Consider the following 22,441-nt stretch of genomic DNA (forward strand, 5'->3'; position numbering starts at 1 on the left):
GCGTAACGACCAGGCATGAAAAAACCGCCACCCCGAAGGGTGGCGGTTTTTTTCGTTCCCGCATGAGGGCGAACCTCACACAGGATACCGATTCGGAGACGCTGATGTGACAACCAGAGGCATGTCGCTTCAGCGTGGATCCGGACACCCCGCCTCACGAGGAGGCGGAGTGTCTCGGAATCACTCCTGACCCAGCTGCTGCTTGATCAGATCACCGATGGTAGTCGGGCCGTTGCTCTCGACTTCCTGGGTACGCGGCTTGGCAGCATCGCGACGCGGTGCTTCAACCTGGTCCTTGGACTTGACGGACAGGTTGATCAGGCGGCTCTTGCGATCCACACCGACGATCTTGGCTTCGACAGCATCGCCGACGCTCAGGACGTTGCGTGCGTCTTCGACACGGTCAGCGCTGATTTCAGAAGCCTTCAGGATAGCGATGACGTCAGTCGCCAGCTCTACCTGAACTTCCTTGGCATCGATGTCGACAACACGACCGGACACGATGGCGCCCTTGTCGTTGACGGCCAGGTACTCGGAGACCGGATCGCTCTCGAGCTGCTTGACGCCCAGAGAGATGCGCTCACGCTCCGGATCGATGGACAGGATGACCGCTTCAGCTTCTTCGCCCTTCTTGTAACGACGCACGGCTTCTTCGCCAGCTTCGTTCCAGGAAATGTCGGAGAGGTGAACCAGGCCGTCGATGCCGCCTTCCAGACCGATGAAGATACCGAAGTCAGTGATTGACTTGATGGTACCGGAGACACGGTCGCCCTTGTTGTGCTTGCCGCTGAAGTCTTCCCACGGGTTGGTGGTGCACTGCTTGATACCCAGGGAGATACGACGACGCTCTTCGTCGATGTCCAGAATCATCACTTCCACGTCATCGCCGACATTGACGACCTTGGACGGGTGGATGTTCTTGTTGGTCCAATCCATTTCGGACACGTGGACCAGACCTTCGACGCCCTCTTCCAGCTCGGCGAAGCAGCCGTAGTCGGTGAGGTTGGTGACGCGTGCGTTGATCTTGGCGCCTTCCGGGTAGCGAGCCTTGATGTTGACCCACGGATCTTCGCCCAGCTGCTTGAGACCCAGAGACACACGGTTGCGCTCGCGGTCGAACTTCAGCACCTTGACATTGATCTCGTCGCCGACAGCAACGATCTCGGACGGATGCTTGATGCGCTTCCATGCCATGTCGGTGATGTGCAGCAGGCCGTCAACGCCGCCGAGGTCGACGAAGGCGCCGTAGTCGGTCAGGTTCTTGACGATACCCTGAATCTGCTGACCTTCCTGCAGAGTGGCCAGGAGGGCTTCACGCTCAGCGCTGTTCTCGGCTTCGAGGACGGCACGACGAGACACGACAACGTTGTTGCGCTTGGCGTCGAGCTTGATGACCTTGAAGTCCAGTTCCTTGTTCTCGAGGTGGGCGGTGTCGCGCACAGGGCGGACATCGACCAGAGAACCCGGCAGGAAGGCACGGATGGTGTTGATGTCGACGGTAAAGCCACCTTTGACCTTGCCGTTGATCACGCCCTTGACGATCTCGTCTTTCTCGAAGGCGGCTTCCAGCTCTTTCCACGCTTCGGCACGCTTGGCCTTCTCGCGGGACAGGCGGGTCTCACCGAAGCCATCTTCCACGGCTTCCAGTGCGACCATGACTTCGTCGCCGATGCTGATGGACAGCTGGCCACTTTCGTCACGGAACTGTTCAGACGGAATCTGACCTTCAGACTTCAGACCGGCATTGACAGTGATCCAGTCGCCATCGATATCCACGATGGTAGCGGACACGATTGCGCCCGGCTCCATGTTGATGTCCTGGAGTGACTGTTCAAATAAATCAGCAAAGCTCTCGCTCATGGTATTCCTACATGATCAACGTTTGGGGCGGCTTGCACCGCAGTCTCCGTACCACCAGCAAGCACGGGCCATATCTACATATCCCCGGGGGCGTTGACGCTGGTTCGAGATACACCGGCTTTCCGCTTGCCGCCGATGCACCCCATGACACCTTGCCGGGGGGTTGATGACACCTCGGTGTCATCTGGGTTCTGCATCATCACTCGCAAAGCGAGCGAAACCCGCTGCTGCCCGACCCGGAGGCCGTATTGCAACAGCAGGCGATCAATCCGTTGTTCTGACGACTTACAGGCTGAGACTCGAGTCTCAGCGCGCCGCTACCAGGCCGTATTCGACCAGCAGCTGCTGGATGCGTTCGATCACTTGCTCGATGTCGAGATCCGTCGTATCGAGGATCACGCCGTCGTCTGCAGGTTTGAGCGGGGCGACTGCCCGGCCCATATCACGCGCATCGCGCGCCTGTATTTCTGTCAAAAGGCTCGAAATATTAGCATCGACACCCGCTTCCTGCAACTGGGCATGACGACGACGCGCACGTTCCTCGGCGCTTGCCGTCAGGAAGATCTTGAGCGGCGCACCGGTGAAGACCACCGTGCCCATGTCGCGACCATCGGCCACCAGGCCCGGCGCACGCGCAAAGGCACGCTGGCGCGCCAGCAGTGCAGTCCGCACGCGCGGCTGGGCCGCGATGATGGAGGCATTGTTGCCGACCGACTCGAGACGGATGTCACGGGTGACGTCCTCGCCTTCCAGAATCACGCTGGTGGCATCGCCTTCGGCATCGAACTGCACATCGAGGTGCTCGGCGATGGTCGCCACGGCATCCTCGTCTTCCAGCGCTACGCCATGGCGCTCGGCGGCCAGCGCCGTCAGGCGATACAGCGCACCGGAGTCCAGCAGATGCCAGCCCAGGCTCGCCGCGACCAGACGGCTGATGGTACCCTTGCCTGCCCCGCCGGGGCCATCAAGGGTCAACACCGGCGCGTCGCAGATCTGGCTGTGATGAGGTGTCGCTTCCCCGCTCATGAAGCCTCCTGGCCGGGTGCCACGGCACCGAGATTCTCGACCTGCATGCCGACTTCAGCGGCCAGCGCCACGAAGTTCGGGAAGGAGGTCGCGACATTGGCGCAGTCATCGATCAGGATCTCGCCCTGGGCGCGCAGCGCCGCGACACTGAAGGCCATCGCGATGCGGTGATCGCCGTGGCTGTCGACCAGGCCGCCGCCGTAGGCGCCGCCGCGGATGTCGATACCGTCCGCGACCACTTCGTGCTCGACGCCGATCTGCGCCAGACCGTCCGCCATCACCTGGATGCGATCGGATTCCTTGACGCGCAGTTCCTCGGCGCCACGCAGACGGGTCATGCCCTCGGCGTTGGCGGCGGCGATGAACAGTGCCGGGAATTCGTCGATGGCCAGCGGTACCTGGTCTTCCGGAATGTCGATGCCCTTGAGCGGCGCATAACGGATGTGCAGGTCTGCCACCGGCTCGCCGCCGACTTCGCGCTCATTGGTGACGCTCAGGTCGGCACCCATCGCCTTGAGGATGTTGATCACGCCGATGCGCGTCGGGTTGATGCCGACGTGCTCCAGCACCAGATCGGAGCCCGGCGTGATGGCCGCGGCGACCAGGAAGAAGGTCGCGGAGGAGATGTCGGCCGGTACATCGATCGGGCAGGCTTCGAGGCTGCCACCACCGTTCAGCCACGCCTCGGCGCCCTGACGCTCGACCTTGTAGCCGAAGCCATTGAGCATGCGCTCGGTGTGGTCACGCGTCGGCGCCGGCTCGATGGCACGCGTCTCGCCTTCGGCGTAGAGACCGGCCAGCAGCAGGCACGACTTGACCTGTGCGGACGCCATCGGCATCTCGTAACGGATGCCCTTGAGCGGCTGACCACCGTGGATACGCAGCGGCGGACGGCCGTTGTCGGCGGTATCGATCACCGCGCCCATCTCGCGCAGCGGATTGGCGACGCGGTCCATCGGACGCTTGGTCAGCGAGGCATCACCGGTCAGCTCGGTGTCGAAGGCCTGACCGGCCAGCAGACCGGCGAACAGGCGCATCGCGGTGCCGGAGTTGCCGACATACAGCGGGCCCGGCGGCTGCTTCAGGCCATTGAGACCCACACCGTGAATGGTGACACGCCCCTGATGCGGGCCTTCGATGACCACCCCCATGTCGCGGAAGGCCTGCAGCGTGGCCAGGCTGTCTTCCCCTTCCAGGAAGCCTTCGACTTCGGTCACGCCGGTCGCCAAGGCGCCCAGCATGATGGAGCGATGCGACATGGACTTGTCGCCCGGCACACGAATGCGCCCCTGAACCTGCCCACCCGGCAGTGCACGGTACCGCACGTTCTGCTGTTCCATGGTCTGATAACTCGTCTGTTTCAAGAGGGTATTGAAGTAGTGTCGGGCGTGGCTTGCGCGGGTGAATATCCCCAGCATCGCCTCACCATCGCCCGCGGTCACGGCAGCGCGCACCCGCGCTACCCCGGCCTCGAATTCATCCAACGCCTCCAGCACCGCATCACGGTTGGCCAGATAGACGTCGCGCCACATCACCGGGTCACTGCCCGCGATGCGCGTAAAATCACGGAAACCGCCCGCCGCGTAGCGGAAGATCTCCAACCGCTCATCCTGGCGCGCCAGGCTGTCGACCAGCGAGAACGCCAGCAGGTGCGGCAGGTGGCTGGTGCGCGCCAGCACTTCGTCGTGGCGCGCCACGCTCATGCTCAGAAGCTGGGCACCACATACCGACCACATGGCCGCCACGCGTGCCACGGCCTCGGCGTCGCTGTCCGGCTCCGGCGTCAGAATCACCTTGTGATCGCGATAGAGCTCGGGATTGGACGCCGCGACACCGCTCTTCTCGGACCCGGCGATCGGGTGACCGAGCACCAGATTCGGCGGCATGCGACCGAAGACGCCGAGCGCTGCATCGCGGATCGCGCCCTTGGTGCTGCCGACATCGGTGATGACGGCATCATCCTCCAGCAACGGCGCCAGCTCGACCATCACGCTCTGCATCGCCATCACCGGCACGCACAGCACGATCAGTGAGGCGCCCGGCACCAGCGCCGCCAGTTGCGTGCTGCCACCGTCGATCAGCCCCATGCGCTGACCGAGGCAGATCTCGTTGGAGTCACGATCACAGGCGAGAATCTCGCCGCGATGGCCCGCCGCGCGCAATGCCGCGGCCAGCGAGCCACCGATCAAGCCCAGCCCGACCAGCAGGATACGCCGCTCGCCGGCCAGACGCTCGGCTGACGGCAGCGAGGACAGCAGGTCTGACGGCGCCACATGGCGCGTGTGGTCAACCTTGCTCACAGCACACCGACCGGGTAGGACCCGAGCACCTTGACGTCCGCCGCGCACTGGCGCAGCTCTTCCAGCGTCGCCGTGATGAGCGGGTCATCGCGGTGGCCACGGAAGTCGATGAAGAAGACATAGTTCCAGGCACCGGAACGTGACGGACGCGTCTCGACGCGGGTCAGGTCGATCTGGTGACGGTGGAACGGCGCCAGCAGGTCGTGCAGTGCCCCCGGCTGGTTGCGCATCGCCACCACGATGGAGGTCTTGTCATCGCCGGACGCCGGCACCGAGCTGTCACCGATGATCAGGAAGCGCGTGGAGTTGTCGGGGCTGTCCTCGATCTTCTCCTCGACCTTCTCCAGCTCATAGAGCTTGGCCGCCATGTCACCGGCAATCGCCGCACTGTGCCACTCGGTGCGCACCTGACGCGCAGCCTCGGCATTCGAGGACACCGCGATGCGCTCGGCGTGCGGGAAGTGGGCATCCAGCCACTTGCGGCACTGGGCCAGCGACTGGGCGTGGGAATAGATGCGCGAGATCTTCTCGCGACGCGTGTTCGGGCCCACCAGCAGGTGATGGTGAATGCGCAGCACCACTTCGCCGGAGATCTTGAGCTGCGAGCCCATGAACGAATCCAGCGTGTGGTTGATGACGCCCTCGGTGGAGTTCTCCACAGGCACCACACCATACTGCACCGCGCCGGCCTCGACTTCGCGGAACACCTCGTCGATGGCCGCCATCGGCTTGGTCACCGCGCTGTCACCGAAGTGCTTGAGCGCGGCCTGCTGGGTGAAGGTACCTTCCGGACCGAGATAGGCCAGGCGGATCGGCTGTTCCAGCGCCAGACAGGCGGACATGATCTCGCGGAACAGACGCGCCATCTCCTCGCCTTTCAGCGGGCCGGGGTTGTTGGCCATGATGCGGCGCAATACCTGGGCTTCGCGCTCCGGGCGGTAGAACTGCACCTGGCCGTCCTCGCCCACGTCACCGGCCGCCAGCTTGACCTCGGCAACCTGCTGCGCGCAGCCCGCGCGCTCGCTGATCAGGTTCAGCAGCTCGTTGTCGATGGCATCGATGCGGTGACGCAGGTCGTCCAGCGTCACCGCCTTGCCCGCCGCCTGCGGCGCAGGGCTTTCCTTGGAATCCGACATCTCACCTCCTCCCTTAGCCGTGACGGCGCGCGAAGTCGCCCATGAAGTCCACCAGCGCAGTGACGGCAGCTTCCGGCACGGCGTTGTAGAGGCTGGCACGCATGCCACCGACGCTGCGGTGACCGGCCAGATTCAGGAGACCCGCCGCTTCGGACTCGGCAAGGAAGGTCTTGTCGAGACGATCATCGGCCAGCACGAACGGCACGTTCATGCGTGAGCGGTTCTCGGCGACGATCGGGTTGGAATAGAAGTCGCTGCCATCGATGGCCGCGTAGAGCGCCTGCGCCTTGCGATCATTGATCGCGTTCATGGCGGCGAGGCCACCGACTTCATCCTTGAGCCACTCGAACACCAGTCCGGAGAGATACCAGGCGTAGGTCGGCGGCGTATTGAACATGGAATTGGCCTCGGCGGCCGTCTTCCAGTTCAACATGGTCGGGCAGTCCTTGCGGGCACGATCGAGCAGATCTTCGCGCACGATGACCAGCGTCAGACCCGCCGGACCGATGTTCTTCTGGGCGCCGGCATAGATGACGCCGAAACGGCTGACATCCAGCGGGCCAGACAGGATGGAAGACGACATGTCACACACCAGCGGCACGCCATCCGCTGCCACCTCGGGGATATAGTCGAACTCGAGGCCACCGATGGTCTCGTTGGCGGTGTAGTGCAGATAGCCCACATCACCCGAGAGCTGGATCGCGTTCTGGCGCGGCACGGCAATCAGGCCATTGCTCTCGCTGGAGGCTGCCACGTGGCTGCCCACCGCCAGATGCTCGGCTTCCTTGATCGCCTTCTTGCCCCAGATACCGGTATACAGATAGTTGGCGCTGCCACCCTCGCCCAGCAGGTTCAGCGGCACACCCGCAAACTGGGTCGAGGCGCCACCCTGCATGAACAACACGCGATAGTTGGACGGAATCTCGAGCAGTTCGCGCAGGTCCGCCTCGGCCTTCTCGGCGATGGCCACGAATTCGTCGGAGCGATGACTCATCTCCATGACGGACAGTCCGCGGCCCTGATAATCCAGCATCTCGGCGCGAGCGCGCTCCAGGACAGCGGTCGGCAGTGCAGCAGGACCGGCGCAGAAGTTGAACTTGCGTGTCATGTCGTCTTATTTCCCGAAAGTGAAGCGACCGCCCCGAAGGCGGTCGCAATCCAGCGTCTTATTCCGCGTCTGTCGGCGGGGTATCCGTCGACTCGGCGTCATCTCCCGCCTGCACCTGTTCATCGGTGCTCAGCGCCTCTTCATCCAGCTCATCCTTTACCACGACGACCTCTTCCGGCTCGTCGACACGCACCGTCGTCACCAGACGCTCCTCTTCCGCGGTGCGGATCAAGGTCACGCCCTGGGTGTTGCGCGAGGTGGTGGACACCTCGGCGACGCGGGTACGTACAAGGGTGCCGCGGTCGGTGATCAGCATCAGTTCGTCGTTGTCGCTGACCTGTACCGCGCTGACCAGGTCGCCGTTGCGCTCGCTGGTCTGCATCGCGATCACGCCCTGGCCACCACGGCCACGCAGCGGGAACTCTTCCAGACGCGTGCGCTTGCCGAAGCCATTGGCGGACGCGGTCAGGATGTAGCACTGCGGCACCTCACCGCTGGCGACGCTGTCTTCCGTCGCGCCTTCGGTGGCTGCCACATCAGCGCTCTCGACGCCTTGCGCCGTCGCGTCCGCAGCGTCATCAACCTCGATCTCGTTGTCATCGATCGCGGTGGTGCGCGGAATGATCAGGCTGATGACCTGTGCATCGTCGAGCAGACGCATGCCGCGTACACCACGGGCGGTACGGCCCATCACGCGCACGTTCTGCTCTTCGAAGCGGATCGCCTTGCCGTTGGAGGACACCAGCATGACGTGGTCGGAACCGGACGTGATGTCGGCGCCGATCAGGCGGTCGCCTTCCTCGATGTCCAGCGCGATCAGGCCGACACTGCGCGGACGCGAGAACTGGCTCAGCGCGGTGCGCTTGACCGTGCCGTTGGCGGTGGCGAAGAAGATGTAGCTGTCGGCGGCATAATCGCGCACCGGCAGGATGGTGGTGACCCATTCGCCGTCGTCCAGCGGTATCAGGTTGACCAGCGGCTTGCCACGCGAGCCACGTGACGCCTGCGGCATCTCGTAGACCTTGAGCCAGTACACCTTGCCCTTGTTGGAGAACAGCAGCACGGTGTCATGGGTCGAGGCGACCAGCAGGTGCTCGATGACATCCTCGTCCTTCATCGAGGTGGCGGACTTGCCGCGACCTCCACGCTTCTGGGCCTGGTAGTCAGACAGCGGCTGGGTCTTGGCATAGCCGCTGCGCGAGACCGTCACCACCATGTCTTCCTCGTTGATGAGGTCTTCGATGGTCAGGTCACGACGGCTGGTCATGATCTCGGTGCGGCGCTCATCGGCGTATTGGGCACGCACTTCGCGCAGCTCTTCGCGGATGACTTCCATCAGGCGGTCGGCAGAGGACAGGATCTCCATCAGCTCGGCGATGCGCTCGAGGATGGAGGAGTACTCGGCCAGCAGTTTCTCGGTCTCGAGACCGGTCAGGCGATGCAGACGCAGCTCGAGGATGGCCTGAGCCTGGGCCGGCGACAGACGGTAGTGCCTGGCGTCTTCAGACAGCCCCAGACCTTCCGGCAGGTCTTCCGGACGGCAGGACGTGGCACCGGCGCGCTCGAGCATCTCGACCACCTGACCCGGCTGCCATTCACGACCGATCAGCTTTTCCTTGGCTTCCGCCGCGCTCGGCGAGCCCTTGATCAGCTCGATCACCTCATCGATGTTCGAGATCGCCACCGCCAGACCTTCAAGAATATGGCCACGCTCACGCGCCTTCTTGAGTTCGAACAGGGTACGACGAGTGACGACTTCGCGACGGTGGCGCACGAAGGACTCCAGAATCTGCTTGAGATTCAGGATCTTCGGCTGACCTTCGTGCAGCGCGACCATATTGATGCCGAACACGGTCTCGAGCTGGGTCTGGGAGAAGAGGTTGTTGACGACCACTTCACCGGACTCGCCACGCTTGGTCTCGATGACCACGCGCAGACCGTCCTTGTCGGACTCGTCACGCAGTTCGGCGATGCCCTCGATCTTCTTGTCCTTGACCAGCTCGGCGATCTTCTCGATCAGGCGCGCCTTGTTCACCTGGTAGGGAAGCTCGGTGATGATGATGTGATCACGGCCGTTCTTGTCGTTGTGCTCGATGGTATGCACGGCACGCACGTAGATACGACCACGACCGGTGCGGTAGGCATCGAGGATGCCGGCACGGCCGTTGATGATACCGGCAGTCGGGAAGTCCGGCCCCGGAATGAATTCCATCAGCTCATCGACGGTCAGATCGCCGTTGTCGATCAGCGCCAGACAGCCATCGATGACCTCGCCCATGTTGTGGGGCGGGATGTTGGTGGCCATGCCCACGGCGATACCGGAGGAGCCATTGACCAGCAGGTTCGGGGTCTTGGTCGGCAGCACGCCAGGGATGCGCTCGGTGCCGTCATAGTTGTCGACCCAATCGACGGTGTCCTTCTCGAGGTCGGCCAGCAGCTCGTGCGCCAGGCGCGCCATGCGCACCTCGGTGTAACGCATCGCCGCGGCGCTGTCGCCATCGATGGAACCGAAGTTGCCCTGACCATCCACCAGCACATAACGCATGGAGAAGTGCTGGGCCATGCGGACGATGGTGTCGTAGACCGCACTGTCACCGTGCGGGTGGTATTTACCGATCACATCGCCGACGACACGGGCAGATTTCTTGTAGGCCTTGTTCCAGTCATTGTTCAGCTCGTGCATCGCGAACAATACGCGACGGTGAACCGGTTTGAGGCCATCGCGAACATCCGGCAAGGCACGCCCGATGATGACGCTCATCGCGTAATCGAGATACGACTGCTTGAGCTCGTCCTCGATGTTGACTGGCAGTATCTCTCTGGCGATCTCACCCATGATTCGTCAAATCCTTGAACTCAACTGTTGGCGCCACTGCAGCAACGACGCATGCTCCGTCGGTACTGCAGCGCGGCAGTGACGTGAAGCGGACACGGGGTGCCAGCTCCGCGGCACCGAAGTGGCGGCATTATATCACTTGCGAGCGCGCCTAGCAGCTCACACGACGCCGCAAGGACACCTCAGTACGGTAGTACGGCCGTCAATGTGCACGGCCTGCTGGCTCATGCCTCGCCGCTGAGAGCGATCAGGCCGTTTCTTCACTCACCAACGCGCCCAGCAGCGAGCCGATCTCGCCATCCAGCGGCATGGCGCGACCGGTGTCGGTATTCATCAGCACGAAGGTGAAATCCGCTCTGGAGACCAGCGCTCCGGAACGCGGATGCACCTCGCCCATGCGCCGCTCACCCAGATGGATCTCCTGGCGCATGATCATCTTGCGACGCCCGAGTTCGGCCAGCCGCGTGGTGATGATCAGCTCATCGTGCACGGTGGCGGGATAGTGCCAGTCCAGGTTGAGGTTGACCGCCACCATCGCGATGCCTTCTCGCTTGAGCGCGGCCAGATCGAGGTGCGCGAGCATGAACTCCCAGCGCCCTTCCTCATAGAACTCCAGATAGCGGGCATTGTTGACGTGCCCATAGCCATCAAGATGGTAGCCACGCACTGTCAGGGCCGTGCGACTGACGACGCCTGCGTGACTGCCGTTCGCTGTCTGCGGTGAATTGCTGTCGTGTTGCATCCCTGCCTCCCGTCCATGAAACGATCGCGCCGTATGGCCGTCGTCAGCTGATCTTATGCCGGTGACGGACAGAAAAACAAACGCTTGGCTGAAAATCGCGACTGCCGCCACCCGAGCGTCGGACAGAGGTCGGAGAGAAATGGAACAGAGGAAAATGCCTGCCAGAGCCTTCTCCTCACCTCCACGCACAGGCGCCATACCGTCGACCACTCCAGCCTCCCTATTCCCCTTCCCCGAACCACCGGATCACCACCGCGAGACCCACGGCGGATGACCCGCCGCATGAGTTTCGCCATAATATGCGCCATTCAGACGGGCTGCCCCCGTTCACCGGACTCAAGGACTGGTCGCATGTGGTTCAAGAACCTGCAATTGTATCGCCTGCACGATAGCGCACCGCTGGAAGAGGGTCGTCTCGCCGACGCCCTGCCGGAGCACGTCTTCCGCCCGGTCACCGGCGTCGAAGCCAAGCGTATCGGCTGGGTGGCACCAGCAGGTCGCAACAGCGACCTGCTGGTGCACGAGATTCAGGGCCATTTCCTGATCAGCGCGCTGCGCCAGGAGCGCGTACTGCCCTCCGCCGTGGTCAAGGAAGAACTCGAGGAGCGCGTGGCCGAGCGCGAGACCGCCGAAGGCCGTCCGCTGCGTCGCCGCGAGAAGCTGACCCTCAAGGAGCAGATCTACGAGGAGCTGCTGCCGCGCGCCTTCACCCGCTCCTCGCGCACCGACCTGTGGTGGGACAGCCGTCGCGGCCTGATCGCCGTCAACGCCTCGAATGCCAAGCGCGCCGAGGAAGTGCTGGACCTGCTGCGCCAGACGCTCGGCACGCTCAAGGTCACGCCGCTGGCCGTCGCGCAGCTGCCTTCCCAGGTGATGACCACCTGGCTGAAGGATGTCAGCTCGCGCCCGGAAGACCTGATCGTCGGTGATCAGGTCGAACTCAAGGCGCCGGGCGGCGAGGATGGCGTGCTGCGTGCGCGTCAGTTCGATCTCGACGGCGAGGAAATCCAGACGGCGCTGAATCTGGGCCGCGTGGTCAGCAAGCTGGCGCTGGAAGTCGATGGTCGCGTCGCGCTGGTGCTCGGTGAGGACATGGCGCTCAAGAGCCTCAAGTTCGCCGATGCCGTGGTCGATGAAGCCAATGCCCAGGATGATGGCGAAGACCCCATCCTGCGCCTGGAGACCGACTTCGCGCTGATGGCCCAGGTGCTGTCCGGCGTGATCGAGCAGATGACCGCCTGGTTGGGTGGTGAAGCCCAGCCCGCCAGTTGAGCCTTCGGCCCGCAGCCGACTTTCTCTTTTCTCAGAATGACAAACCCGGATGACGTGCGTCGATGACTGACACTGCAACACCCAAGCCTGCCACGACCAGCGAACAGGACCCGTTCGTCGATATTCGCCCTTACCACGACGACGAGGTAGCGGAGGTGCTGGTACGCCTGGAGCAGGACCGCGAGCTGCTCGACACCCTGACTCGCTTCCGCCTGCCGGGCCTGACCCAGCGTTTCCCGTGGCTGGCACGCCAGATCGCGCGCCTGGCCATCAAGCGCGAGATGATTGGCGTCAAGGATGTTGCCAGTTTCCAGAGCCGCATCGCCGTCTACATGGCGCGCATGATCCACACCACCACTACCAGCTTCGAGACGGTGGGGCTGGAGCGCCTGTCGCCGGATACGCCGTATCTGTTCCTGTCCAACCATCGCGACATCTCGCTGGACCCGGCCTTCGTCAACTACGCCCTCTATCGTCACGGGCGTGACACGGTACGCATCGCCATCGGTGACAACCTGCTGCAGAAGCCCTTCGTCACCGACCTGATGCGCCTCAACAAGAGCTTCATCGTGCCGCGCTCCGCCAAGGGCAAGCGTGCGATGCTGGCCGCCTACCAGTCGCTGTCGGGCTATATCCGTCACTCACTGATCCACGACCAGCACTCCATCTGGCTGGCCCAGCGTGAAGGGCGCGCCAAGGATGGACGAGACGGCACCGAAAGCGCCATCATCAAGATGTTGACCATGGCCGCGCGCACCGCCGACAAGACACGTCCATTCAGCGAGGCGGTCAGCGAGCTCAACATCGTGCCGGTATCGATCAGCTACGAGTTCGACCCCTGTGATCTGCAGAAGGCGCGTGAGCTGGCAGCCGTCGCCAATGAAGGGCGTTACGAGAAGGTGCAGTACGAGGACATCAAGTCCATCGCTGCCGGTATCAGCGGCCACAAGGGGCGCGTCAAGCTGGTATTCGGCGAGCCGCTCAAGGGCGACTTCGAGACCCCGGAAGACGTGGTGAAGGAAGTCGACCGTCAGGTGCTGGCCTACTACACCCTCTACCCGAGCCATCAGCTGGCGCTCGAGAAGCTGGCCGCCAGCCGCCAGCAGCTGCGTGAGGAGCCGCGCCTGGCCTCGGCACTGGATGTCTCCGCCATCAGCGGTGCCGAGCGCGCCACCTTCGAGAACCGCCTCGCAGAGGTACCCGCAGAGCTCAAGGACTGGTGGCTGGTGCAATACGCCAACCCGATCCTCAATCGCGAAGGGCTTTCGATCGACCTCGATGAGAAGCTCGATGCCGCCGAGGCGACGGACGGCGAGAAGGTCGCGCAGTAAGCCAGCACTGCGGAGCAAGACACTTGAGTCTTGTACCTGTCACGAAAAAGCCACCGTCAATCGACGGTGGCTTTTTCGTGGGCCGCTACTTGCGCCAGAAGCTGGGCGAGAACAGCACCAGCACGGTCAATATCTCGAGACGCCCCATCAGCATGCCGAGGCACAGCAACCACTTGGCGCTGTCCGGCAGGCTCGAGAAGTTGCCCGCCGGGCCGATGATCTCGCCCAGCCCCGGGCCGACGTTGGTGACGGCCGTGGCGGCGCCGGTCACCGCAGTGATCAGGTCCAGCCCGATGAACGACAGCGCCAGCGCCAGGCCACCGATGGTGATGAAGAAGAAGAACGAGAAGGCGATCACGGCGCGCACCACCTCATCGGGCAGCGCGCGACCGTTGTAGCGCTGCGAGAAGACGCCATTGGCATGGATCAGCGAGCGCAGATGGTTTCCGAGCATGATCAGCCCGATCTGCAGGCGGAAGATCTTCATGCCGCCGCTGGTCGAGCCGCTGCAACCACCGACGAAGGTCAGATAGAAGAAGGCCACCACCGCAAAGGGCCCCCAGGCACTGTAGTCGTCGCTGGCGTAGCCGGTGGTGGTCACCACCGAGATGACATTGAAGGTCACCTGGGTCAGCGCCGTGAAGATGGCCTCGCCATTGACGACGCGATATAGCGTCAGCAAGGCGATCACCCACCCCAGCAGACGCAGGAAGCCGCGCACCTGGGCATCACGCCACAGGACGCCGGCCTGGTCCTGCCAGGCGCGGATGAACAGCACGAAGGGCAGCGCCCCCAGCAACATGAACGCCGACGCCATCCACAGCAGATAGGGCCGATCGGAATAGATACCCATCGAGCTGTCGTAATTGGAGAAGCCGCCGGTGGCCAGCGACGTCATGCCATGCACCAGCGCATCCAGCCAGTGCATGCCACCGAGCCAGTAACAGACGATGGCCAGCAACGTCAGCCCGACATAGACCAGCCCGATGGCCTTGGCCACGCCACCGGCACGCGGCAGCACCTTGTCGGACCAGTCCGAGGATTCGGTCTGGAACAGGCGCATGCCGCCGACCTTCAGAAACGGCAGGATCGCGATCGCCATCACGATGATGCCGATGCCGCCGACCCACTGCATCAGGCCGCGCCACAGCTTGAGACCATCCGAGAGCCCTTCGATGTCAGACAGCACGGTGGAGCCGGTGGTGGTGATCGCCGACACCGACTCGAACACGGCATCGGTCACGCCCAGGTGGGTGGCACCGAAGATCAAGGGCAGGCTCGAGTAGGCCGACACCAGCACCCAGCTCAGCGTCGTCAGCACGAACATTGCACGCGGCTTGAGCTGCAGCTCCACCTTGCGCGATACCGTCAGCATGATGGCCGCCGAGCCGAGCGTGATGCCCAGCGAGATCAGAAAGGCACTGGCATCCGCATCCGCTTCACCAAGCAGCACCAGCAAGGGCGCCAGCATCATCAAGGCCACCACGCACAGCAGCAGGCCGAGCACCCGGACGACCGGCAACCACTCCGAGAGCGAAAGAAGGCGAACCAGCGCCTGCGAGTGCGCTCGGGTCGCCTGCCCTGCGCGCGCCCGTCTGCGCCGCCGTTTCGGCAAGCCAGCCTTCATGCCACCGACCTGTTGATGACAGTCATCATTGTGCGTCCTCAGCGTTCTTGCCCATGACGCCTCGGGCGCCAGTTTCAGTGCGGCGATACCCTACACCCTCTTCCGCCGCTGTCCAGCGCCGCCACAGCGGTGACCAACTGCACGGCCCCCACCCCCGTTACCTCACGCCAGGCGCCTTGTGCCGCCCTGCAAGCTGCTATCCTGCCAACGACACGCGTAGCCACGCCGCCTGCTCAGTGCCAACACACCTGAGTCCGGTTGGGCTGCCCAACCCCTGTGCGGTACACTGAGGCCCCAATATGGCAACGATGCGTTCACGGACAAGAACCTCATGCGTCTGACTGATTGGCGAGCCTGGCAGGCGAGTGCGACCCGCACCGCCCACGACAGCCGCGTAGATATCACCCCTTCCCCGCGTGCCGAGCAAGTCCCGGCCATGCAGCGTCGTCGACTCAGCCCGGTCGGCCAGGCCTGCTGCAAGCTGCTGTTCGCGCTCGACCCTGACGCCGACCTGCCCATCATCCATGCCTCGCGCCATGGCGATACCGGCAAGATTCTCGCCCTGCTGGATGCCGCCACCCAGTCCGACGAAGCCCTGTCACCGGCGCGCTTCTCGCTCTCGGTGCACAACGCCGTACTGGGCATGTACTCGATCACCGGCAAGTCCCATCAGCCGCTGGAAGCCCTCGCCGCCTGCGGCAACGAATTCGAGGCGCTGATGAGCGAGGCGCTCGGCTATCTGAGCGAGCGCGAGGATGTCATCGTGCTGTTCTCCGATATTGCCGCGCCAGAGGCCTTTCTGCACCACGGTGACTACCCGGCGTGCGCCAGCGCCGTCGCCCTGCGTCTGAGCCGCCGCAGTGACGATGACAGCGCATGGACGTTGAGCGCCACGCCTGGCGAATCGTTGACGGACAGCGCCCCGACGCCGCTCGAGGTCATTGCCTGGCTCGAGCAGGCCGGGGCCGAGACGCTCGCCTGTCGCCGCCATCACTGGCAGCTGAGCCGCGCTCACGCCGCCTCACCGACGCCGCCAGCAGACTGATGCCTCGCATGCTGTCGTCCCCCCTCGGACGCCTGTGGCGTGGCATCGCCACGGCCTTCAGCTTCCTGACCTTCGGGCTGGGCGGCTTGCTGGTGGGGGGAATGTGGCCACTGCTGACACTGGTGGTACGTCGCCCCGAGAAACGACAGAAGCTCGCGCGCAGCATCATCCATCACTGCATGCGCGGCTTCGTGGGTCTGATGCGCGGCCTGGGCGTGCTCGACTATCGCCTGCACGACTGCGAGCGCCTGCAGCGTCCGGGCCTGCTGGTGCTGGCCAATCACCCGACACTGATCGACGTGGTCTTCCTGCTCGCGCTGATTCCCCACGCCGACTGCGTGGTCAAGGGGCGGCTGGCGCGCAACCCCTTCACCCGTGGCCCCATCCGCGCCGCGGGCTACATCACCAATGAAGAGCCGCAGGGCGTGCTCGAGGCCGCCGGCGCGAGCCTGGCGCGCGGCAATGCCTTGATCCTGTTTCCGGAGGGCACACGCAGCGTGCCCGGGCGGGCGCTGAAATTCCGCCGCGGCGCCGCCAACATCGCGCTGCGCACGCCAAGCGAGATCACCCCCGTGCTGATCGACTGCCAGCCCAGCACCCTGACCAAGGGCGAGCCCTGGTATCACATCCCGGCCCGACGGGTGATGCTCAACATCAAGGTGCTGCCTGACATGACGGCGCATGTCGCACCGCCATCGGCAGCCGAGGATGAGATACCGCTATCACGCGATGCCCGCCAGCTGACGCGCCGCCTGGCCAGCGACTTTGCCGCTGAACTGGCCGCCTTCCAGCAACGGATTCGCGAGTCATGACAGCGCTCTGCTCCGTACTGCCCTGATCTTGATGTTGATCAGATAGCGAGAAAAAAGTGATTAAGATATTCGGCCTTCCCGCCGTTAATAAAGCCTGCTGCCATTCATACCGGCCATTATCGGTACGCCGACACGAGGAATACTCATGAGCGATAGCGCCAAGCTGGAACTGGAACTCAAGCAACTGATCATCGACACCCTGGAGCTTGAGGACATCACGCCGGACGACATCGTCGCCGATGAGCCGCTGTTCGTGGACGGCCTGGGTCTGGATTCGATTGACGCCCTGGAGCTCGGTCTCGCGCTGCAGAAGCAGTACGGCATCACGCTGGACGCCGAAGCCGAGGACACCCGCGCGCATTTCGCCAGCCTCAATGCCCTGCGTGAACTCGTGGAGGCCCGTCGTGAGCGCTGAGCAACAGACCGCGTCCCGCGAAGAGATCTACGCCCATGTGCGCAGCACCCTGATCGAGCTGTTCGAGATCGATGCCGCTGACATCCACCCCGAGGCACTGCTCTACGAAGACCTCGACATCGACAGCATCGATGCGGTGGACCTGGTGGTCGAACTCAAGAAGTTCACCGGCCGCCGCATCGAAGCCAATGACTTCAAGAGCGTTCGCAGCCTCGATGATGTCGTGACCGCCGTCGAGCAGCTGATGCAGCGCCAGGCATGACATCACTGTCCTCTGGTCGAAGGCGGCGCCCATCACTGCCAAGGCTTCTGCTTGGTGGGCTGGGCGTGGTGGCCGCCGTATGCTGGCCGCTGCTGGTCTATGCCCTGCTCTCGCGGCTGACGGCAGACCCGACGGGCGACGCGACCAGCGGACATGTCTCGCCCTGGGTGTGGGCGCTGATCGCGCTGGGCGCCCTGCTGATCCAGCGTCTGCCCCTGCCGTGGTTCCCGTGCCTGACGCTGGCCGCGCTGCTGGTCGCCATCAGCCTGCTCAGCGAGGCGGAACTGGGGCTGCGCGCCTATCCGGTGCTGGTCAATCTGGCCATGCTCAGCGTGTTCGCCACCAGTCTGTGGCGTGGCATGCCGATCATCGAGCGCCTGGCACGTCTCAAGGAGCCTGATCTGCCCGCCGCAGGCGTGCGTTATACCCGCAAGGTCACCCGAGTGTGGTGCGGCTTCCTCGTCTTCAATGCCAGTGTTGCCGCGGCCACGGCGCTGTATGCCGACCTCGCGACCTGGACGCTCTACAACGGCCTGTTGAGCTACGTGCTGATGGGGCTGCTGTTCTGTGGCGAATGGCTGGTACGCCGTCGCCTGCGCCACGCCGATGGCTGAACCTGGTCCTCGATGAGCTTGGCTATCGATAGCTGAGTCCATGCGTGGATACGCCCGGCGTGGATTCGCCCGGCGTGATACGCCCCCAGATGAATTCGACTTTCTGAAGAGTTGCCTGCCTCACATGTCTGATGCCCGCCAGCCTGCCAGTCGTGCCACTGAGCAAGACACCGCCCAGCGCGCCACCTCCCTCATCCATCAGGGCTGGCGCCAGCTCGCCCGACTCGCGCCTGCGGCGCCGGCCTGCTGGCTGGCCAGTCCCGGTCAGCCGCTGCGCCCGCTGAGTCGTGCCGAGCTGATGGCACGCGTTGATGCCTGGCATCAGTGGCTGGACAACCTGCCCGCTGCGCATGCTGTCCGCCGGCCCGGTGCGCGCTGGGTGCTGTTCCAGCCCACGGCGCTTGGTGCCTGCGTGCAGCTGCTGGCGCTGTGGGAGCGCGGCATGCTCGCCGTGCTGCCAGGAGATGACCGCCCGGACACCCTGGCCCGCCTGGCCGAGAGCAGTGATGGCAAGCTGCCCGAGGCCAGCGGCGATGGCTGGCCGTCGGAGCGACCCGGCACTGTCAGCTCTCCCGCTGCACCGAATGCACCGTTCGAGATCACGCCGGACGGCGCGCGTCTCGCGCTGGAGCTCTGCACCTCCGGCTCCACCGGCGAGCCGCTGCGCATCGCCAAGCGCTTCGATCAGCTCGAGGCCGAACTGGCCGTGCATCGCACGCTATGGCCGCTGGCGTCAGACACTCCAGACGCTGACCCAGCGTCTGAGCCAACCACAGACACCGTCAGTCTCAGTCAGGTCAGCCATCAGCACATCTACGGTCTGCTGGTGTCGCTGCTGCGCCCGCTGAGCGAAGGGGTGCCGTTTCTCAGCGAAGCCTGTCATTACCCGGAGCAGCTGGCCGCCGCCATCGCGCAGCTGTCCGGCCTCGGGTATCGCTGCCAGCTGGTCAGCTCACCGGCCCAGCTGGCGCGCCTGCCCCAGGCCAGTGACGAGCCCCGCGTGGCGGACAACTCCAAGGACAACGCCCAGGTGTTGCGGGTCTTCTCTTCAGGTGCTCCGCTGCCGGCCGAGGCTGTCCGCCACGCCGAGAACTGCCTGCAGGCGCCGGTGATCGAGATCTACGGCAGCACCGAGACGGGCGGCATCGCACACCGCCGCCAGCACGAGACGCCCGACTGGACACCGCTGCCGCGGGTCGAACTCCGCTTCTCGCCCGCCTTCGCCGTGCGCTCGCCGTTTCTGGAACAGCCGGACCAGTGGTGGCAGCAGGCCGACAACGCCGCGCCAGTGGCGGCTGAGCCTCCGTCGCAGGGCGAGCAGAATGAAGCGCCACGCTTCCAGCTGCTGGGGCGCAGTGATCGTCTGGTCAAGCTGGCCGGCAAGCGGGTCTCGTTGAGCGCGGTGGAGCGCTGCCTGAGCGAGCAAGCGGAGGTGCTGGAGGTACGTTGCCTGCCGATGCCCACTCGCGAGCATCGCCTGGGCGCGGTGGTGGTGATGGAGGAGAGCGCGCTGCCGCAGGACCACGCCAGTCGCCACGACCTGATCGCGCGTCTGCGGCGTGCACTGATGCCGGGCTTCGAGCGCATCGCCCTGCCGCGCTACTGGCGCTTCGTCACGCGCCTGCCACTGAATGCCCAGGGCAAGTTCACGGCGGACTCCGTCGCACGGCTGTTTGCCGATCTCGACGATCATCGTCTGCCACGCTGGCTGGGCGAAACCTCCAGCGGCGCGCAGCAGCTGACGCTGGAAGCCGAGGTACCCGACAGCCTGTGCTACCTCGAAGGGCATTTCGCCACCCAGCCACTGGTGCCCGGCGTGGTGATGCTCAAGTGGGCACGCGATCTCGGCCGCCGCCTGCGCCTGGCAGGTGTCGGCGTGGAGGAAAGCCGTTTTCAGCGTCTGGAGCGCATCAAGTTCTCCAACCTGTTGCTGCCGGGCATGCGCTTCACGCTGGCCGCGACACTGGTCGCCGACAGCCACGGCCTGCGCGTCGACTTCCGCCTGGAATCCCGCGCAGGCCTGCATGCCAGCGGCCGCTTGCGCTACGGTGCTGAAACCGATGACACACCTCTCAGTTCGCCACTCAGTTCACCCCAGACGACATCCACACCGGAGGCGTCATGAGCCAACCCCAGGCGCCGATGACCGGCCACACATCCTCTCCCCCCGTCAGCGAGTCGCCACTGCGCGCCTGCGTGGTGATTCCGGTCTACGACCACCCCGCCACCATCGCCGGCGTGTGTGCGGGTCTGGCACCGCTCGGGCTGCCCATCGTGCTGGTGGATGATGGCTGCAGCGCGCCCTGCGCCGAGGTGCTGGATCAGCTGGCAGCCGAGGGTCATCACCTGGTGCGTCGCGAGCAGAACGGCGGCAAGGGGGCTGCGGTGCGCAGCGGCCTGCAGGCTGCCGAGCGGCTCGGCTTCACCCATGCCCTGCAGGTGGACGCCGATGGGCAGCACGACGTCAGCGATCTGCCCGCCTTCCTCAACGGCATGCAGGAGAACCCCGACTGCCTGCAGATCGGCTATCCGCAATACGATGCCAGCGTGCCGCGCATCCGCTTCTATGGCCGCTACGCCTCGCACATCTGGGTGTGGATCAACACCCTGTCGCTGGCCATCCGCGACACCATGTGCGGCGTGCGCCTCTACCCGCTGGCCGCCACCAACCGGCTGCTGGCGCGTCATGACTGTGGCGATCGCATGTCCTTCGACACCGAGGTGCTGGTCCGCTGGTACTGGGCCGATGGCGAGGTCGCCAACCTGCCGGTGCATGTCAGCTATCCCACCGGAGGCGTCAGCCACTTCCGCCCCGGTCACGACAATCTGTTGATCAGCGCCATGCACACGCGACTGTTCCTCGGCATGCTGCTGCGCTCGCCGAAACTTGCCTGGCGCACGCTGTCGGGACGCAATCTCAAGACAACATCCACTCATGTCAGCCGCCCCTCGCAGCCTGACGACGCGAAGGGGAAACACGAATGACCCATTGGGCACGCCTGTCGGAAACCGGCTCCACCACCGGCATGCGCCTGATGGTGACGATTCGTCGTCGCCTCGGTGCCTGGCCGTTTCGTATCGCGCTGTTCCCGGTGCTGGTGTGGTACTTCCTGCTGCGCGGGGTGGCGCGCCGGGCCTCCTTCGACTTCCTCAAGCGTCTTGAGCCAGAGCTTGGCGGCGTGCGCCTGTGGACAAGAAGCTTTGCCCACTTCATGCAGTTCGGTGAGGCGATCATGGACAAGGTCTCGGCCTGGAGCGGCGAGATCCCGCTGTCCTCGCTGACCGGCACCGGCCCGGAAGACCTGCGCGACGCTGCGCTGCGGGGCGAGGGCGGCATCATCCTCGTCGCCCACCACGGCAATCTGGATGTGATCAATGCCATCGGTGAGCGCCACGACATCGACCTGTGCGCGCTGGTACACACGCGCCATGCCGAGAAGTTCAATCAACTGCTGGAGCAGGCCACCGGCCGCAAGCCGCCGCAGATGATCGAGGTCAGCGAGATCACGCCTGTCACCGCCATGGCGCTGGGTGATCGCGTCAATCGCGGCGGCTTCGTGGTCATCGCCGCCGACCGCGTGCCGATTCCGCCCACGCTCGACGATACCAAGGCAGATTCCCCTTCGGTAGAAGCCAACACGGCAGAAGGCAGCCGACCCGCGTCACCGGCCAGTGCCGCGGCCTCACCGCGCGTGCTGCACTGTGACTTCATCAATCAGCCCGCACCCTTCCCCCAGGGGCCCTTCATGCTGGCCGCGCTGCTGCGCTGTCACGTCTATACCCTGAGCTGCATTCGCGAACAGGGCGGCGCCCATCCGCGTTTCCGGGTCGACTTCGCGCCCTTCGATGACAGCCGCGCCGTCAAGCGCAGCGGTCGCGAGGCGTGGATCCAGCAGGCCATGCAGCGCCACGCCCGTCATCTGGAAGCGCGCGTGAAGCACCATCCACTGCAGTGGTTCAACTTCTTCGATTTCTGGCATCAGGCGCCAGACAGCACGTCGGCTCCGAAACAGGACGCCTGATCCGCGCCGGGCCTGCGACAACGCTGCTTCGCG

Annotated in this window: 18 protein-coding genes; 10 read left to right on the forward strand and 8 right to left on the reverse strand. The window is 64.5% G+C overall.

Annotated elements, in window-relative coordinates:
* Positions 1-180 precede the first annotated feature (180 nt).
* From rpsA to AC5WNI_RS13135, 7 genes are all read right to left on the reverse strand, one after another.
* Positions 181-1,860, reverse strand: coding sequence for a 30S ribosomal protein S1 (gene rpsA / locus AC5WNI_RS13105; protein WP_043331442.1), 1,680 nt, complete (start codon positions 1,858-1,860; stop codon positions 181-183).
* A gap of 306 nt (positions 1,861-2,166) precedes the next feature.
* On the reverse strand, positions 2,167-2,886 hold the full coding sequence (gene cmk / locus AC5WNI_RS13110; RefSeq protein WP_175088477.1) for a (d)CMP kinase: 720 nt from the start codon (positions 2,884-2,886) through the stop codon (positions 2,167-2,169).
* Positions 2,883-5,114: a bifunctional prephenate dehydrogenase/3-phosphoshikimate 1-carboxyvinyltransferase gene (locus AC5WNI_RS13115; RefSeq protein ID WP_175088661.1), complete on the reverse strand. Its 2,232-nt coding sequence runs from the start codon at positions 5,112-5,114 to the stop codon at positions 2,883-2,885. Before AC5WNI_RS13115 ends, cmk begins: the two co-directional genes overlap by 4 nt.
* Positions 5,115-5,182: 68 nt before the next feature.
* Positions 5,183-6,322 (reverse strand): prephenate dehydratase, encoded by a 1,140-nt coding sequence (pheA, locus tag AC5WNI_RS13120; RefSeq protein WP_175088476.1) that lies wholly within the window; start codon positions 6,320-6,322, stop codon positions 5,183-5,185.
* Positions 6,323-6,335: 13 nt separating this feature from the next.
* On the reverse strand, positions 6,336-7,430 hold the full coding sequence (gene serC, locus AC5WNI_RS13125) for a 3-phosphoserine/phosphohydroxythreonine transaminase (protein ID WP_175088475.1): 1,095 nt from the start codon (positions 7,428-7,430) through the stop codon (positions 6,336-6,338).
* Between the two features lie 58 nt (positions 7,431-7,488).
* A complete protein-coding gene (gyrA, locus tag AC5WNI_RS13130) occupies positions 7,489-10,266 on the reverse strand; it encodes a DNA gyrase subunit A (RefSeq protein WP_175088474.1) in 2,778 nt (925 codons plus the stop codon).
* A 247-nt stretch (positions 10,267-10,513) separates the two neighbouring features.
* Positions 10,514-11,008: an acyl-CoA thioesterase gene (locus AC5WNI_RS13135; protein ID WP_175088473.1), complete on the reverse strand. Its 495-nt coding sequence runs from the start codon at positions 11,006-11,008 to the stop codon at positions 10,514-10,516.
* Between the two features lie 351 nt (positions 11,009-11,359).
* Between AC5WNI_RS13135 and AC5WNI_RS13140 the strand changes: the two genes are divergently transcribed.
* Positions 11,360-12,280, forward strand: coding sequence for a recombination-associated protein RdgC (locus tag AC5WNI_RS13140; RefSeq protein WP_175088472.1), 921 nt, complete (start codon positions 11,360-11,362; stop codon positions 12,278-12,280).
* A gap of 62 nt (positions 12,281-12,342) precedes the next feature.
* Positions 12,343-13,611 (forward strand): 1-acyl-sn-glycerol-3-phosphate acyltransferase, encoded by a 1,269-nt coding sequence (locus AC5WNI_RS13145; protein ID WP_175088471.1) that lies wholly within the window; start codon positions 12,343-12,345, stop codon positions 13,609-13,611.
* An 85-nt stretch (positions 13,612-13,696) separates the two neighbouring features.
* On the opposite strand, the gene AC5WNI_RS13150 is transcribed toward AC5WNI_RS13145, so the two are convergent.
* On the reverse strand, positions 13,697-15,238 hold the full coding sequence (locus tag AC5WNI_RS13150; RefSeq protein WP_175088470.1) for a TrkH family potassium uptake protein: 1,542 nt from the start codon (positions 15,236-15,238) through the stop codon (positions 13,697-13,699).
* A gap of 331 nt (positions 15,239-15,569) precedes the next feature.
* Between AC5WNI_RS13150 and AC5WNI_RS13155 the strand changes: the two genes are divergently transcribed.
* The 8 genes from AC5WNI_RS13155 to AC5WNI_RS13190 all read left to right on the forward strand — a co-directional run bounded on the left by AC5WNI_RS13155 (position 15,570) and on the right by AC5WNI_RS13190 (position 22,408).
* Positions 15,570-16,283: a beta-ketoacyl synthase chain length factor gene (locus AC5WNI_RS13155; RefSeq protein ID WP_052384260.1), complete on the forward strand. Its 714-nt coding sequence runs from the start codon at positions 15,570-15,572 to the stop codon at positions 16,281-16,283.
* An 8-nt stretch (positions 16,284-16,291) separates the two neighbouring features.
* Positions 16,292-17,095, forward strand: a complete 804-nt coding sequence (locus tag AC5WNI_RS13160; RefSeq protein ID WP_175088469.1) for a lysophospholipid acyltransferase family protein — start codon at positions 16,292-16,294, stop codon at positions 17,093-17,095.
* Between the two features lie 145 nt (positions 17,096-17,240).
* Complete coding sequence (locus AC5WNI_RS13165; protein ID WP_043331448.1) at positions 17,241-17,510, forward strand: phosphopantetheine-binding protein; 270 nt, start codon at positions 17,241-17,243, stop codon at positions 17,508-17,510.
* Positions 17,500-17,772, forward strand: a complete 273-nt coding sequence (locus AC5WNI_RS13170; protein WP_043331449.1) for an acyl carrier protein — start codon at positions 17,500-17,502, stop codon at positions 17,770-17,772. The genes AC5WNI_RS13165 and AC5WNI_RS13170 overlap by 11 nt, the downstream gene beginning before the upstream one ends.
* 65 nt (positions 17,773-17,837) lie before the next feature.
* Positions 17,838-18,386, forward strand: coding sequence for a COG4648 family protein (locus AC5WNI_RS13175; protein WP_282627753.1), 549 nt, complete (start codon positions 17,838-17,840; stop codon positions 18,384-18,386).
* 124 nt (positions 18,387-18,510) lie between these two features.
* Positions 18,511-20,511 (forward strand): ApeI family dehydratase, encoded by a 2,001-nt coding sequence (locus AC5WNI_RS13180; protein WP_175088467.1) that lies wholly within the window; start codon positions 18,511-18,513, stop codon positions 20,509-20,511.
* On the forward strand, positions 20,508-21,371 hold the full coding sequence (locus tag AC5WNI_RS13185; protein ID WP_254626977.1) for a glycosyltransferase family 2 protein: 864 nt from the start codon (positions 20,508-20,510) through the stop codon (positions 21,369-21,371). The genes AC5WNI_RS13180 and AC5WNI_RS13185 overlap by 4 nt, the downstream gene beginning before the upstream one ends.
* Positions 21,368-22,408, forward strand: coding sequence for a lysophospholipid acyltransferase family protein (locus AC5WNI_RS13190; protein WP_175088466.1), 1,041 nt, complete (start codon positions 21,368-21,370; stop codon positions 22,406-22,408). Before AC5WNI_RS13185 ends, AC5WNI_RS13190 begins: the two co-directional genes overlap by 4 nt.
* Positions 22,409-22,441 lie beyond the last annotated feature (33 nt).

The organism is Cobetia sp. PDI-12MA (genome assembly GCF_059507695.1).